Genomic DNA, 13,999 nt, shown 5'->3' on the forward strand with positions numbered 1-13,999 from the left:
CAATCCCTTCCGATCACCAACACAGGGGGAATCTTGAACACCCGTACCGTATTCGCTGTCCTCACCGTCACTGCCGCCGCACTCGTACTCACCGGATGCTCCGACACCCAGGAGCTCTCCTACGGCGCCAAGGCGAAGAAGGACAATCTGGAGGTCAGCGTGGAGCGCGTGGTCGCCGGGACCTCCGGCGACCTGTCCGTGCTCAAGGACGCAGCCCAGTATCAAGGCCGTACGCCGTACTACGTCCACTACCGCGTGACCAAGACCGACGCCGGCGACGTGAACGGACCCTCCTTCGACGTCACAGCGGACGGCGACCTGCTGACCCGGTTGAACATCATGAGCGCCTTCCCGCAACCCCTCGTGGGCACGGACGGCAAGCTCAGCTACAAGGACGCCCCGAAGTTCGACAAGTGCCTCGACGAGCACGACTCCAGCAAGTTCAAGCAAGCCCCGGCTGGCGAGAGCTACGAGGCCTGCTCCGTCTACCTCGCCGCATCGGGCTCCAGCACGGCGCCCGAGAAGGTCGAGTGGGTCAAGGGTGGCCTGCTGCGGCGCAGCGACGACGAGGCGTTTGCCGTCTGGAAATGAGTCACGCAGCCGCGCCCGCTCCGCCGGCCGACCGGTGGATCAGAACTCACCACCAGCACGGATGGATACCGGACCCCGCGTGGCGGTGGCTGGCGGCCGCCGAGGAGGACGCGCCCGCGGCTGGGACGCAGTGGGCCCATATCACGGGCGGGACACGGTCACTCCGGAGGTGTGGGCTCTGCTCGGGCTGTGGAAGGGGAACGTCGCTGCTGTCCATCGTGCCTCCGGGGGCCGCTGGCAGGACGGTGTTGAAGGAGCGCGCCCCCGACTAGGCTCGGAAGATCACTGTCCTCGGAACGCTGTGTGAGGGGAGCCATGACCGTCACCTACTTGATGCTCGCGCGGCTACCCGAAGGAGGGTTGGAGGCGTTCGACGCCTACGAGAGCACCGTCTTGCCGCTCCTTGCCGAGCACGGAGGGCGCCTTCAGCGAAGACTGCGGACTCCGGACGATCGGGTTGAGGCCCACCTCGTGACCTTTCCTGCCACCGAAAACCTTGATGCGTACCGGGCTGACCCCCGGCGTGCTGCCGCCGCGCCCCTGCTGAAATCTTCTGGGGCAGCGGTCGAACTGATCGCGGTCCGCGACGTGCAGTCGTGAGGGTGCAGCGTAGAACCACCCGGCGCGTTCTCGTGACGCGCTCATTCTCGGCGGCTGCGTCAGCCGCTGCTCGGTCAACTACACCGGCGACGTGCCAGCCGGTGTGCCGGTGACAGGCGAAGTGGTGGTCCGTCGGCTGTCCTCGCCGGTCCTTAGACGGCGTGATGCTGAACTCCGTCCACGACGCGGCACTCACTCAAATGACTGGGGGGCGGCCAATACGGGTCATGCGCCACACGGTCCGCCACCGCATGGGCTGCCGTGGCGGGCATGGGACTCGGATCCCTTCGAAGAACCCGGCCCACCATGACCTGAGTCCGGACAGCGGCGGCCGCAGCCAACCACCATGACGCGCTGAGCCAACGGCAGCGGGCGGAGCAGGGCTTCGTGCAGGGCCGGTTCGACGTCGGCACGCTGCGGACGATGGCCGGCTGCACGGACCTGCTCCTGAGGCGTCTGGCGGGGCGGGGCAGATAGGCATGGCCGCGGCGGCCGGTGATTCCCGAACTCGGTTCTGGCACAGATCTTGGGGAGCGGTCGCGGAGTGTACCTCGATGTTCGATTGCGAGGAGACGGCTACGCGTGAGACCGCGTACGCCTTCTCGGTCCTTGGGGAGGATTGGACCGGTGAGTAGCGACTCCGCTAAGCGGTGACGGGCGTAGCCGTGGACTGCTGGCGCAACGCGGCGAAGTCGGCCTGCGTGGCCTCGACGCCTGCCCGCCGTCTGTCGGAGCTCGGCTGGCGGGCGGGGTGGTAGGGCGGCGCGGTCACATTTTTTGTGGACGATGCGCAACCGTTCCGCCGTCCTGTATGTCCCACCTTGCAGGAGCGACCAACTCCAATGACGACCAGGGGGAAACATGAAATTCACCCGTTCCGTCCTGACAACCACCGCATTCGCCGCCCTGGCCCTGGGGGCCACGACCGCGCTGGCGGCGCCCGCCACCGCCGCGCCCAACACCACGCCGCAGAAGGTCTGCGGAAGCGCCTACAAGACCGTGAACTCGGCCGCCATCGGCTCGCTGGGCACCGTCTACCTGACGTACAACGCCTCGAACGGCAAGAACTGCGTCGCGACCATCCGCAACAACCCGGGCGCGGCCGTGGACATGGCCCTCTGGATCGAAGTCCCCGAAACCTGGGAGCGGGGCGAGGACTACGGCCGGTACACGTCGTACGCGGGCCCGGCCTACGTGTACGGCAAGGGCCACTGCGTCGACTGGGGCGGCGGCATCAGCAACGTGCACGTGCAGGTGTACAACTCCAACTGTGGCGCGCGCAAGGAGCACCGGGTCACCGAGGTCCGCTGACCCGAGCTCCTCCTGACCGCGACGTTCTGTGCCGTCGTGCGGTCGTCGGGGGCAGGACCTACGACCCGACGACCGCACGGGAACCGCCGTGGTCCGGCTCGCCCCGGCAGACTCGCCGAGTTCTGCCGGGGCGAGGGCGCGTCCGGCCTCCTCCCTCGGGTGCACGGCCGTCCGGTCGGCGCGTCGCCGCAACCGGGGCACCTCTAGCAGATGCGGTCCCGGTTCGGCCGACCGCACTCACCCGGACCGACATCCGGCTGCTCGGTGGCGAAACGGACCACCACCTCCGGGACCACGGACAGGTCCTCAGCGGTGGTGGACCAGGATGCGTGAACGCTGACGGACCCGGCCTCGTGCCCCTTCCCTGTAGTCGAACGGTATCGTCACGATCCGCGACCACTCCCCAAGATCTGTGACAGAGCCCGCAACTCGCTGACAAAGCCAACGGTGGTTATGGCCGGCGCTGGTCGGAGGTCGTGGGGCGCACGTCGTCATCCTCGGTCGAGGATCAGCTGCCCCGGCCTCGGCAGTACGCGCCGCTGTATGTGCGGGCACTGTGGTAGGCGCACGGACTCCTTGCCGCGGGTTCTGTCATCGGAGGTCTTGGCGGGTGTGACTGATCTTTTCGATCATGCGCTGGGCGTCGTCAGTGGGTGTGGTGAGGCCTCTCTGGCCGTGGTCGGCGGCGTCGTTGCCGGAGTTGAACAGCGGCACTGGTGATGTGTAGTCGGCCACGGCCTGGTAGGTGGCGGTGTCGCTGCGGCCGTCGAGGACTGCCATGCGCAGGGCGAGGAGGTTGTCGCTGTCGTGGCATCCGGCCCAGCCGGCGCAGATTCGCCGGCTGTCGTTGCCCGTGTCGGTCTGGTGACACTGGAAGATGAGTGGGGGCTGGTCGGGGGTGTCGGCGTCGTAGCGTCGGAGCTTGTCGTACTCCTCGCCCGCCCAGATTCAGGCCGGTACATCGCGCCGGTACGGGCAGCTTTCGCACGGACGTGGTGCCGGAGGGCGGATCGAGGAGGCCATGCGCCCCAGTATCGACGGCGGGGGCGCGGGCACGTCTCATTTCGCCGGGGAAGAGCTGTCCGGCGACCGCTGGGGATGGTGCCGGCCGCATGCGGCTGATGGGCTGACCGGTCCGGGAACGAGACCGTCGGCTTGGCCCTGAGCCTGCTGGCTGGCCGGGGTCGTGGTGCCGTCCGGCGCGTGGCGTGTGGGCGCCCTCCTGCTCGACGGGCAGCTGCCGGCCGGGAACCGGACCTGCCCGGACGAGGGCTGACGAGGGCCTGGGAGGCCGGCCGCCCGGGTTCGGGCGGCGGGTGCCTCTGCCCCTCCCGCTCCGTCAGCCTCCGGACCCTGACCGGTGGCGCCATCCCGCCTCCCCTGCTGCGCGACTACGCGGACGAGATTGTCGGGGTACGCGTCATTTGCCTCATTGACCGCTGCGGATCTCGTCGATGCGCTTCGCCAGAGCCTGTGTTTCCGCGACCAGCCGCCCGTGCGCCTTCTTCTGCTCCTCGGCACCCCGGACCCTGAACGCCCCGCTGAAGTGGGGTTGGAGCTGGGTCCACCAGCCGTAGTCCAGCATTGCCCACGCCTGCGGGCAGAGGGGGGCGCGGGTCTTCGGGAGATAGCCGCTGTCGACCAGGGACTGCTGGTACTTCTTCGGGTCGCTGCCCTCCAGGTAGCACAGGAAGTTGAAGGCCCGCTGCTGGGTAACGGGGTGGTCGCTCGACATGCCCTCCAGGGTCGGCGTGCCTTCCTTGCGTGCGATCTCGTCGAAGAGGATCGCGGCGGCCAGCGACGGGCCCGGCCCGACCTCGTTGACGGTATAGAAGGACGCGAAGCCGTCCGCCGCGTCCTCTTCGAGACCGAGGTTGGCCAGGAGGAGCTGGCGCTGCAGGGCATGGCCCATCTCGTGGCCGAAGATGAATTCGGTCGACAGCACGGTCAGGTCGTCGGTGTTGTACTCGGACGCGGGGAAAGGGGCGGGCCGTTCGACGGTCTTCACGACGTCGGTGAGGGCCTTCTCGATCTCGGTCAGGAACGGTGGCGGGACGAAGATCGTCCTGCCGTCGGGCTGGGTGACGGCGTCGGTGACGCCGGGCGGCACGGCGGCGGTGACCTTCACGACCATGTCGTGCGGGAGGGTGAGTGATCTGTTCACCCAGTCGGCCGTACGCTCCAGCACGCGGGAGTTCCGGATCAGTGCCACGGCCTCCCGGTCCTCCGGTTTGACCGTTTGGGCCTCGTAGACGACGGTGACCCTGCCGGAGCGCGCCACCTGGGGGCGGGGCCCTGCTCCAGGCCCCTGCCCGGCGTCGCGGGCCTCGCCGCTGCACCCGGTCGAGACGACCCCGGCGAGAAGCAGCACACCTGACAGGACGATGCGCGCCTGCTTCGAGCGACCGGCGGTGTTCGGCATCCTTAATCGGCTCCCGTCGTGTGTCCCCGCACTGATCCTCCGGCCGTCCGGAGGCGGGTGCCCGTCGAGCCGCCCGTACGGGGGACCGTTCGCTGTGTGGGCGACCTTCGGGAGGCCGCCTGGTCCGACCCGTTCGACAACCGCAGCATCAGGGATCCCCGACGCGGCTTCCGGCGGTAGACCGCAGCTCCTCGTGCTGGCCGACTGCGCAGACGCCAGCGCGAGAAGCACCAGCCCTCTCACGGCGCCCAGTCGACGCCTGCCTCGGCGAACGCGGTGATGCACGGGAGGAGCGTTTGTGATCAGTGGCCAGTTGGCTGATCTGGGCTGATCAGGTTGGTGCGTACGGCCGGGGGGTGGGGGGTGGTGCGTGGAGCCGGCCGTCATTTGTGATCAGGTCTCCTGCGTGCTGGTCCCTTTCGCTGATTGTGGGTATGCGGCGTCGTTGCGCCCAGCCCGCCCGCACCGGCCCTCTCAGTCGAACAGGCCAAGATCGGCCAGCTGTTTCCGCTGCCCTTCCGGGAGTGATCCCTGCCGGCTGCGCATGTTGCTGCGCCACACCCCAGCCGTACTTCGATGTCCTGTTCCTCGTAGCGCACGATCTCAACATGGGAGCGCGGAATCCTCGCGGGCGAGCCTGTCCGCTGGATGTATTGCTGGAGGGCTTGGAGGCCCTTCTGGAACGCCTCCCCGCCCGCGCGCGGCCCGGTGGCCGTGGCGGCCTTACGCGCACGTACGGCCTTCTGGGGCTTCACGCCGTGTTCGGCGAGCCGGCGCTGCCGCTCCTCGTTCAGCCGACCCCCGCTCCGGCCCCGGCCGCGTCCGCCCCGGTGGAGAAGCGCAACAACCAGGGCTGGGAGCCGCCTTCGGACGGGCTGCTCCCAGCCCCCGTGGCGCTGTCGACCGCGGGCAGGTTCCCGACAGCCGTCACACGTCGCCGGTCACGGCCCCGGTCGACAGCATCCACCCCTGCTGTCGGCGGCCAGTTAGAAATCCCCAGTGGCGGCCACTCGGTGGGCAGGTATCCGGCTGCCGAAGGTCACTCTGCGTTGCCCGACGTTTCGTCGTTCTTGATCGGATCCGGCGGCAGCCAGGGCCTGGCTCCGGTGGAACCTGGATGGTGTTGTTGCACCTGCCGTAGCGGCATGTGGTGTGGTCGAGGCACCCCAGCACGAAAGGCTCCGTCTTATGCACCTCTCCATCACGCCTCCCCGCCAGGTCAAGATCGGTGATGCGGCCGCGTTCGCCGGGACCACCCCACGTGCCATCCGCCACTACCACGAAATCGGCCTGCTGCCGGAGCCGGAGCGAGGTGGAGACGGTCGCCGCCGCTACGGTTACGACGACATGATCCGCCTGCTGTGGATCCGCAAGACGGCAGCGGTCGGCATCAGCCTGGACGATATGCGGGCCGCCTTCGACGAAGCCCGGGACATCGAGGAGATCCTGAGCAGGCTGGAGGAAACCTTGGCGGCGCGGGAGGCCGAAATCGAACGTCAGCGCGCGGCTGTCCGCCATCTGCAGGCGGTGGGCAACCCGCTGGGGCTGCTCTCCGAACTGGTCACGGACCGGCTCAGCCACCTGCCCCCGGGCGCACTGCGCCCCTCCGACCTCGACGCCCTGCTGGTCACGGAACGGGTCTTCGGCCCGCTGGGCGCCGCCATCCAAGCCAGCGTGTTCATCGTGCTGGCCACCCACCCCGACCTGAGGGCCGAGGACGACCGCCTCGATGCCGCCGAGGCCGCCCTCGACGACGGCGTCGATACCCACGACCCACGCGTCGAAGAACTCGCCGTACAGCGATGCGCCCAACAGAGGGCCCTGGAGCAGGCCATCGAGGCAGCTGGGCTGGATGCGGCAGAGGAGAAGCTCTTCGAGATTTACGACGCCGACCTGAAAGGGGAGGAGGACACACAGATGAGCGCCTTCGAAGCGATCACCAAGATGCCCTACGACTTCTCTCCCGCCCGGATGCGTTGTACGGAACTCACGGCACAACTCCTCGCCGACGCCCACTCCGCAGACCACTGATCGCCTGTGCCCGGCACCGATGTGGCCCGACAGCTGGTCGCGTCCATCCGCATACGGCTGGTCGCATCAGGCGTCGAGCCCGAGCCGTAGCAAAGAGTGACATAACAACTGACCGCACTGGCCGCTAACAAAGGACAATCTCCATCGCGGTACCCCCTTTCCTGCGCCGCTGCCAGTCCACCGTCCGCTCAGCGCCCCGGGTTCCAGTCCGGGTCGATCGCGGCGAGGGCCGCGGCCCGCCGCTCCGCCCGTACGGGGTCCTTGCCCGGCCCGCGGGGCCGGCGGACGTTGGTGAGCCGGTGTCCGACGGCCTGGTCGAGCGCGGTGGTGTGCCTCGGTGCGGCGAGGGTTCCGTGCAGCTCGTAGTAGGCCGGTGCCGCCGCCAGGTCGGTCTCGAGGCCGGCGTCGGCGGTATCCCACGCGATCCCCAGCTCCTCGAGCTCGGCCGCCCGTTTCCCGGTCATGGTTCCGGCGCGGTAGGCGCGCCGTTGCTGGGACAGCCACCGCCCCAGCGTGTGAATGGGTGCGGTGGCACCAGATGGGCGTCAGCCAGGACGGGACGGATGTCCATGCGCCTGCTGTGCAGCGGTGGTGGTCAGGGCTGTCACGGGTTGACTGAGCTGCTGCCGGCCGGCGTCAATCACCAAGGTGGCTGGCTGTCATGGGCGTGCCTGTTCGCACCTTGTTCCTTTTGCGGCCGGGCCGTCCGGTAGCCGTATGGCTATACCGACGCGGCCGTCCGTAGCCCGCTCGCCGAGCGCGGCCGCGTGAGCCCCTGGACGGTGCCGCCCGCTGACCGGGCATCGGCTGGAGTGCCTGCGGGAATTGGCTGGCAGGTGCATGACGGGATAGTGGGGTGCGGGGCTACCTTCTTAGGGCTCCGGAGGGCGGCTGTCCGAACCCGCGGACCACAGGCGGGCGGTGGCGGCGTCTCCAGTGCCCCGGCTCCGCCGAGGGGCCGGGTCCCCCCACGCATGAAGGAAGACGACCATGTCTCTGGGCACCTGGCTGAAAGTCGGCACCTCCGCCGCCGCGCTGGTCCTTGCAGCGGCAACCGCCGCGACCGCGGCACCCGCGCCCATACCGGACGCCACCGCAGCGGTAGTGACACTCCGGTACGACGACAGCCGGGCCAATGGCTGGGAAGCGGCCATCGCGGCCGGGGTCGCTTCCTGGAACGCGAACGTCAGTAACGTACGGCTGGTGGAGGCCGCGCCCGGGTCCCGGGCCGAGATCGTCATCGTGGCCACCACCGGCTGGCCGCAAGCCACCCTCGGTCCGGTCCGTCCGGGGCGACAGGTCCGAGTGGAACTCGGCGCGCAGGCCGTGAGCCAGGGGTACGACAAGACGCGCATCGCTGCGCACGAGCTGGGCCACAGCCTGGGCCTCCCGGACACCAAGCCGGGGCCGTGCTCCCAGCTGATGTCCGGGTCCAGCGCCGGGACGGCCTGCACCAACGCCGTGCCCAACGCGACGGAGCGGTCCCGCGTGCAGAACACGTACGCGAACGGGCTCGCTGCAACCGTGCCGACCGACGGCCGGGTACTCATCGACGCCCCCTGACCGGCGGGTCGGCGGGTGGGCCGGTGCGGGGCCCTGGCTGGGACGGGATTCCCGGAGGGCGGCCGTGCCGGTCCACTGCCGCGCTTTCATCGGGAAGCGGGTCTGCTGGTCGGCTCGTGCCTGTGGCCGCTGTTGGCCGCCCATGCAGCAGGTCGGGGAGAGCGATGGCACTCACACCGTCGCCCGGCACCTGAACCGCCTGAGCGCCGACGCCTCCTGGCAGGAGGCCTCCGGCACGGCCCTGGTCGGCCGTCTCGTGGAGGCGACCCTCACCTGCCTGACGACCCTGCCCGGCGCACCGGCCGCTTCCCGGCCCCGGGTCTCCCCGACGGCGGCCCGTTTCCGCTCGACCGCCATCCCCGCGGCCGCGGCCCCGGCGCGCTGGCCCGGCCGGGGCCATGGTTCTCGCCCACCGGCAGCAGGCCGCGCCGGCCCGAGGAGGGGGACGGGCACGGTGAGCGGCAGTTCCCAGCGCAGGGGCGGTGCAGGGCTTACAGGCTGAGCCTCGTGTTGCACTCGGTGGCCCAGGCCGCGATGTCCCGGCCCGCCGGGGGATGGGTCGTGCCGTGCCGGAGGAGGGGGATGGGAGGAACCCGCACGGGCCCGGCTGGCGGCTGGGGGAGGGGTGTGGGGCGGTGGTGATGGGGGTCTTTGGTGTGTGGTGTCTGGTGTGCGGCACACCTCTGGCACTTTCGACACTCGGTTCCCGTCTCGTCGGGGTTTTCCCGTCGTACGGGACGAGGGGGACGGGCCGGTCTGAGGTCCTGGGCGTGCGGCCTCGTCGATCGGATCTGAAGTACCGGCCGTCCTTCCGCCCCCGGTCTCCCCGCCGCCGCGGCCCGGCGCGCCGGCCCCGACCGCGGTCCCCGCTCACCGGCAGCAGACCGCGCCCCTAGGACTGCGGGGCGCGGCCGGTAGACTCCCGTGCCGCGCCCGGGGGCCGGGAGGCCGACACGGCGGGCTGCCGGGAGGCCGGTTGTCGAGAACTGAGAGCGGGAGGCCGTGTCGTAACCGGGATGACGATCAGGGTGAGCCCACCGTAGTCTCCCGGGCGAAAGGCGGTTGCAGTGGAGATCACCGTGCAGTGGATCAGGACGTCCTGGACGAAGCTTTCCCGGGGTGGGGACGGCGCTGCCCGCAGGAACGCAGCACCGACTGGCTTCCCGGTGCCGCAGGTGCCGCCTTCCTTTGCGCATTTCGTTGAGATGTCGGAGTGGGACGGCTTCGCTCCTCATGAGACGGTGAAGGATCTTGGCGAAGCCGGGGTCAGCTTGCGCGAGGAGAAGGACCGGCTCAGGGTGCTGGCACGTGAGGAGCAGGTGTACGGTATGCCGCCCCGCTCGCGCAGGCCACCAGCAGTGCGCCTGGGGCCGGGCCAGTGGGTCCGCTGGCAGTTGAACTACCGATTCAGCGGCGTCGGGCACGGGGACTGGTCGTACTGGCTCGACACGTTTAACGTTGCCTACGGCCCCGTTGAGCCGGATGTGTTCCTGTCGGAGCCGACCGTGCTGGTCGACGAGTGCGGTCCAGTCCGATAGAGCATGGCCCGCGTCCGGGGAGTCTTGGCCCGCCACAATCGAGGAGTGGTCGCGGTATGGCGAACGCCGCAACGTAAAGGACCGGCTGGCCCGGGCAGTCGGGCACCTGCACGCGTCCCGTCCCTTTTGCCGGACTGACTGGGTTCGGACGTTGCCGCCTGTGGCGGCGCCAGTGGTCAGGGCCAAATCCGCCGGCTCCCGTCGTCGGGGCTGCTGATCAAGCTCGGGTCAACGGCCAGCCCGCGCCGATAGGGCGTGCGTGGGTGAGGCCCGGTGCCCGGAGCGCTCTGGGGGCAGCAGTACCACCGGGCCGCCCCCAACCCTTCCTACCGCGCCCACTGCACGCCGAGGTCGGCGAGCGCACGGAGTTGGGCGGCGTCGAGCTTGTCGCGGCGTTGTTTCTGGTTGGCGAGCCATACCCCGACGCGGTGGATGTCCCCGTCGGGCATTTCCTGTACACCGGCCCGCCCCGGCAGGGCGCCCTCCCGCGCGATGTACTGCTGGAGGGCTTGGAGGCCTTTCTGGAACGCCTCTCCGCCCGCGCGCGGGCGGGACGCCGCAGCGGTCTTCGCCGGGGCCCTGCGGGCGCGTGGGGCCTTCTTCACGCCGAGTTCGCCGAGCCGGCGCTGCTGCTCCTCGTTGAGTGCCTGATCCATATCCCCGTTTTCGAGGGGCCTGAGGCTCTAGCCTGTAGTGGTGTCCGAGGGTTCCGGGCGGCCCGGAGAGCGGGTGTGCGGGGGCTGCGGGGACCGGCTGAGGCCGGCTGCGCGGCCGACCGCGCTGTTCTGCTCGACGGCATGTCGTGCCAGGTCGTGGCGGCGGGAGCGTCGGTTGCGGCGCCGGGTGATGGCGGAGTTGAACGGGTCGGGCCGGGCGGCAGCGATGCTGCGGCGCGAGGGTGCGGACTCGGTCCGCAAGGGCCGGCGATGGAGCCTTCCGTTGGAGGACCGGGTACTGCTGGTCGCGGTCTACTGGCGCACGAACTTGACGATGCGCCAGCTCGGCCCGCTGTTCGGGGTCTCGAAGTCCGCAGCCGACCGCATCATCGACCACATCGGGCCCATGCTCGCGCTCCAGCCCCGCAAGAGGTTCGCCAAGAACACCGTGCTCATCGTCGACGGCACCCTGGTACCCACCCGTGACCACACCATCGCCGAGCAATCGAAGAACTACAGATACTCCACCGACCACCAGGTGGTCATCGACGCCGACACCCGACTCGTCGTGATGATCGGCCGCCCGCTCCCCGGTAACCGCAACGACTGCAAGGCATGGGAGGAATCCGGTGCCAAACCTGCTGTCGGCAAAACCACTACGATTGCCGACGGCGGCTATCCCGGCTCCGGACTCGTCATGCCCCACCGCCGGCGCAAGGGCGAAGGCCTGCCCGAGTGGAAGGAAGCGCACAACCGGTCCCACAAACAGGTCCGCGCCCGAGTCGAGCACGTCTTCGCCCGCATGAAGACCTGGAAGATCCTCCGAGACTGCCGCCTCAAAGGCGACGGAGTCCACCACGCCATGCTCGGCATCGCGCGCCTGCACAACCTCGCCCTCGCCGGATAGGCAGGCGGGCCGCACAGCGAACAGCCACGTCCGCACCGACTCAAGGGTCCTTTACGGGACAGCCCTTAGGGCTTGCAGATCATTAACACGTCGTCTTGATCTTGTTGTCCTCGCTGGTCTGTGCCTGGACCCGGGCCTGAAGGGCGGCGAGGGCCGTGGGTGGGGTTGTCGCCGGTGGGATTGTGATGCCGTGTGTCTCGAGCAGTCGCCGGTTCTTCAAGAGGGTGCGGTGCATTGCGGTGCGGCTCGTGCCGAACAGCACGGCGAGGGGTTCCGCGGCCAGGGCGGCCCGTAGGTGGAGCACGGTGGCCAGGACCTGGTCGGGGAAGGCCAGCCGGGGCGGGCGGCCGCGCCGGATATCCCCGTCCGGGGCCAGGGTCTCGGTGAGGTCGTTCAGTTGCTGGAGGGTCATCCCGGTCAGTGCGGGATCAGAGAGCAAGGCCTGGTTCCACTCCGGATCCGGCGTCTGCGGGGCCCGGGTCGCCGGGATTACAGGTGATGGCTGGGGGTGCAGTGCATAGTTCCAGGCGCCCTGGAACGCGTGCCGGGTCAGCGGCAGGGCGGCCATCTCCGCGTCTTTGATACGGACTCCGGTCGGGTAGGTGTTGGTGTCGAGTTCGGCCCTCACGCGCAGTCCGGTGCGGGTGGTGGTCGCGGCGATCGACTGCACGATGACTTCGTGGCTGGTCAGCGGGCGGCCGCTCCAGTTCATGGTGATGTGCGAGAACAGCCGGTGCTCGATCTTGTTCCACTTCGAAGTGCCCGGTGGTAGGTGGCACACAGTGATCGTCAGCCCGGTTTCAGCGGCGAGTTGAGCCAGCTCGAGCTTCCATGCCCGGGTGCGGTAGCCGTTGGATCCGCCGGCGTCGGCGGTGATCAGGAGCCGTGTCGCTCGCGGGTAGGCAGCCTGGCCCTGGTCGTGCCACCAGCGGCGGATCGATTCCACGGCGAACGCGGCGGTGTCGTGATCGGTGCCGACGTTGACCCAGCCGGTGTTCGCGGTCAGATCGTAGATCCCGTAGGGGACGGCCTTGCCCAGCTGCGGGCCGGCGAAGTCGTGGACGCTGACCGGGACGGGCTCGCCGGCGGGACGCCACTGGCGGCCGCTGTTCTTGAAGTCGCCGACGAGTTCCTTCTTCTTGGTGTCCACGCTGATGACCGGCTGGCCGGCGTCCCGGTGGTTGCGGGCTTGCTCGTTGAGGTAACGGAACTGGGTGTCCCGGTCCGGATGCTGGTTACCCTCGAGCGTCTTCGCGTTGGCCTGCAGGCTGAAGCCTTCCTCCCGCAGCAGGTCGCCCACGGTATCGGCGCTGATCCGGTGCCCGGCCCGGGCCAGCTCCGCCGCGATCGTACGGGTCGATTTCACAGTCCACCGCAGCGGCGACATCGGGTCGCCTCTCTCATCGGGCTCGACCAGCGCCAGCAGTGCCGGCCGCAGCCCCGGGTCCAGATCGGCGACCCGTTTGCGTCCTCCGCCGGGACGCCGGACCCGCCCCAACGGCTCGTCGCCGGATTCCAGCTCGAACACGCCATCGCGGACCGTCGTCTCACTGACCTGGGCCGCCCGAGCGACAGCGCGGATGCCACCATGCCCCAGCAGCCGGGCCTCGGCCCCCATCAACAGCCGTCGCTGCCGCTCGTCCAGATGCGGGAACAACACCGCGAACTTCGCGGAGAGTTGGTCACGGGTCTCGTCCGGGATGCGCATACCAGACCAACGAGCCCCAGGTCGGGAAGCAACACCTTGATGATCTGCAAGCCCTTAGATCGGCTGTCCAGGACGGTGGTCGCGGTGTTGCCGGAGGGATTGGAGGATGCGGTCTCGGTGGACCTCGTCCGGGGTGCCTATGCCGGTACCGTGCTCGGACTGTGGTGAAGGTATTTATCGACGGAAGAGAGAAATACGGTCAATGACCCCAGCAGCGAGGCACGTCAACTGGGATTTCGCGGAACGGGTACTGGATGCACTCCTCCCCGGATCGACTGCATACAACCCGGACAGGATGACCGGCATTCCCCTCGACGCCTGGAGGCCTTTCGACCTCACAGAACGCGACGCCGATGCCGTCGAGGATGACTTCCTGTCGTACTGCGATGACCTCGAAGGCCCTCTCATCGTGGTGAACAGCACGAGCTTCTACCCGGATCAGGGTCCGTATTTCGTCGAAGCCTCGAATCTCCGCGATTTCGTCAAGGCGTTCGACACTCGCGTCCGCGACTACTTCATGTGGACCGACGTGCTTGTCGTATCGCCCGCCACTGGGTTCGTCATCGTCGTTCAGGATGACGGATACATCGTCAAGGTGCGCGGCAATGCCATCATGACGGTACAGAGAGACGTGGGCGCCAAGTAGAGCGCAGGGATGGCTCATCGGCCCCG

Annotated in this window: 12 protein-coding genes and 2 pseudogenes; 8 read left to right on the forward strand and 6 right to left on the reverse strand. The window is 69.0% G+C overall.

What is annotated here, in order from left to right; genetic code table 11:
- Positions 1–33: 33 nt before the first annotated feature.
- Both RIU97_RS38900 and RIU97_RS38905 read left to right on the forward strand, forming a co-directional pair.
- Positions 34–591 (forward strand): hypothetical protein, encoded by a 558-nt coding sequence (locus RIU97_RS38900; RefSeq protein ID WP_404962186.1) that lies wholly within the window; start codon positions 34–36, stop codon positions 589–591.
- 315 nt (positions 592–906) lie between these two features.
- The gene (locus RIU97_RS38905; protein ID WP_404962187.1) at positions 907–1,191 is read left to right on the forward strand and encodes a hypothetical protein; all 285 of its coding nucleotides are present in this window, start codon (positions 907–909) and stop codon (positions 1,189–1,191) included.
- Positions 1,192–1,387: 196 nt separating this feature from the next.
- Here RIU97_RS38905 and RIU97_RS38910 read toward each other — a convergent pair.
- A pseudogene (locus RIU97_RS38910) lies at positions 1,388–1,528 on the reverse strand (glycosyltransferase family 2 protein); the annotation flags it as partial.
- 524 nt (positions 1,529–2,052) lie between these two features.
- Here RIU97_RS38910 and RIU97_RS38915 point away from each other — a divergent pair.
- On the forward strand, positions 2,053–2,502 hold the full coding sequence (locus RIU97_RS38915) for a spore-associated protein (RefSeq protein ID WP_189968811.1): 450 nt from the start codon (positions 2,053–2,055) through the stop codon (positions 2,500–2,502).
- A 591-nt stretch (positions 2,503–3,093) separates the two neighbouring features.
- Here RIU97_RS38915 and RIU97_RS38920 read toward each other — a convergent pair.
- Both RIU97_RS38920 and RIU97_RS38925 read right to left on the reverse strand, forming a co-directional pair.
- Entirely contained in the window at positions 3,094–3,450 is a 357-nt protein-coding gene (locus RIU97_RS38920) for a DUF6283 family protein (RefSeq protein WP_404963092.1), read from the reverse strand.
- 481 nt (positions 3,451–3,931) lie between these two features.
- Positions 3,932–4,924: a DUF4344 domain-containing metallopeptidase gene (locus RIU97_RS38925; protein WP_404962188.1), complete on the reverse strand. Its 993-nt coding sequence runs from the start codon at positions 4,922–4,924 to the stop codon at positions 3,932–3,934.
- Between the two features lie 1,188 nt (positions 4,925–6,112).
- On the opposite strand from RIU97_RS38925, the gene RIU97_RS38930 reads away from it, so the two are divergent.
- On the forward strand, positions 6,113–6,955 hold the full coding sequence (locus RIU97_RS38930) for a MerR family transcriptional regulator (RefSeq protein WP_404962189.1): 843 nt from the start codon (positions 6,113–6,115) through the stop codon (positions 6,953–6,955).
- Between the two features lie 188 nt (positions 6,956–7,143).
- On the opposite strand, the gene RIU97_RS38935 is transcribed toward RIU97_RS38930, so the two are convergent.
- Complete coding sequence (locus RIU97_RS38935) at positions 7,144–7,476, reverse strand: helicase associated domain-containing protein (protein ID WP_404963093.1); 333 nt, start codon at positions 7,474–7,476, stop codon at positions 7,144–7,146.
- Between the two features lie 469 nt (positions 7,477–7,945).
- Here RIU97_RS38935 and RIU97_RS38940 point away from each other — a divergent pair, with 469 nt between their 5' ends.
- Positions 7,946–8,518: a snapalysin family zinc-dependent metalloprotease gene (locus RIU97_RS38940; RefSeq protein WP_404962190.1), complete on the forward strand. Its 573-nt coding sequence runs from the start codon at positions 7,946–7,948 to the stop codon at positions 8,516–8,518.
- A 1,067-nt stretch (positions 8,519–9,585) separates the two neighbouring features.
- Positions 9,586–10,056: a hypothetical protein gene (locus RIU97_RS38945; protein ID WP_404962191.1), complete on the forward strand. Its 471-nt coding sequence runs from the start codon at positions 9,586–9,588 to the stop codon at positions 10,054–10,056.
- 326 nt (positions 10,057–10,382) lie between these two features.
- Here the strand turns inward: RIU97_RS38945 and RIU97_RS38950 are convergent, their stop codons facing one another.
- Complete coding sequence (locus tag RIU97_RS38950) at positions 10,383–10,712, reverse strand: helicase associated domain-containing protein (protein ID WP_404962192.1); 330 nt, start codon at positions 10,710–10,712, stop codon at positions 10,383–10,385.
- 141 nt (positions 10,713–10,853) lie between these two features.
- Here RIU97_RS38950 and RIU97_RS38955 point away from each other — a divergent pair.
- Positions 10,854–11,619 (forward strand): annotated as a pseudogene (locus tag RIU97_RS38955) (transposase).
- An 82-nt stretch (positions 11,620–11,701) separates the two neighbouring features.
- On the opposite strand, the gene RIU97_RS38960 reads toward RIU97_RS38955, so the two are convergent.
- The gene (locus tag RIU97_RS38960; RefSeq protein ID WP_404962193.1) at positions 11,702–13,327 is read right to left on the reverse strand and encodes an ISAzo13-like element ISStsp1 family transposase; all 1,626 of its coding nucleotides are present in this window, start codon (positions 13,325–13,327) and stop codon (positions 11,702–11,704) included.
- A gap of 202 nt (positions 13,328–13,529) precedes the next feature.
- On the opposite strand from RIU97_RS38960, the gene RIU97_RS38965 reads away from it, so the two are divergent.
- Complete coding sequence (locus RIU97_RS38965) at positions 13,530–13,973, forward strand: hypothetical protein (protein WP_404962194.1); 444 nt, start codon at positions 13,530–13,532, stop codon at positions 13,971–13,973.
- The last annotated feature ends 26 nt before the right edge of the window (positions 13,974–13,999 follow it).

It is taken from the genome of Streptomyces sp. 147326, assembly GCF_045000215.1.
In the GTDB taxonomy this organism is placed as follows: Bacteria; Actinomycetota; Actinomycetes; order Streptomycetales; family Streptomycetaceae; genus Streptomyces.

What these genes read in the sequence shown, in the direction of transcription:
- RIU97_RS38905 (WP_404962187.1), top strand. Translation starts at nt 907, where the DNA reads ATGACCGTCACCTACTTGATGCTCGCGCGGCTACCCGAAGGAGGGTTG.
- RIU97_RS38915 (WP_189968811.1), top strand. Translation starts at nt 2,053, where the DNA reads ATGAAATTCACCCGTTCCGTCCTGACAACCACCGCATTCGCCGCCCTG.
- RIU97_RS38925 (WP_404962188.1), bottom strand. Translation starts at nt 4,924, where the DNA reads ATGCCGAACACCGCCGGTCGCTCGAAGCAGGCGCGCATCGTCCTGTCA.
- RIU97_RS38930 (WP_404962189.1), top strand. Translation starts at nt 6,113, where the DNA reads ATGCACCTCTCCATCACGCCTCCCCGCCAGGTCAAGATCGGTGATGCG.
- RIU97_RS38940 (WP_404962190.1), top strand. Translation starts at nt 7,946, where the DNA reads ATGTCTCTGGGCACCTGGCTGAAAGTCGGCACCTCCGCCGCCGCGCTG.
- RIU97_RS38950 (WP_404962192.1), bottom strand. Translation starts at nt 10,712, where the DNA reads ATGGATCAGGCACTCAACGAGGAGCAGCAGCGCCGGCTCGGCGAACTC.
- RIU97_RS38960 (WP_404962193.1), bottom strand. Translation starts at nt 13,327, where the DNA reads ATGCGCATCCCGGACGAGACCCGTGACCAACTCTCCGCGAAGTTCGCG.
- RIU97_RS38965 (WP_404962194.1), top strand. Translation starts at nt 13,530, where the DNA reads ATGACCCCAGCAGCGAGGCACGTCAACTGGGATTTCGCGGAACGGGTA.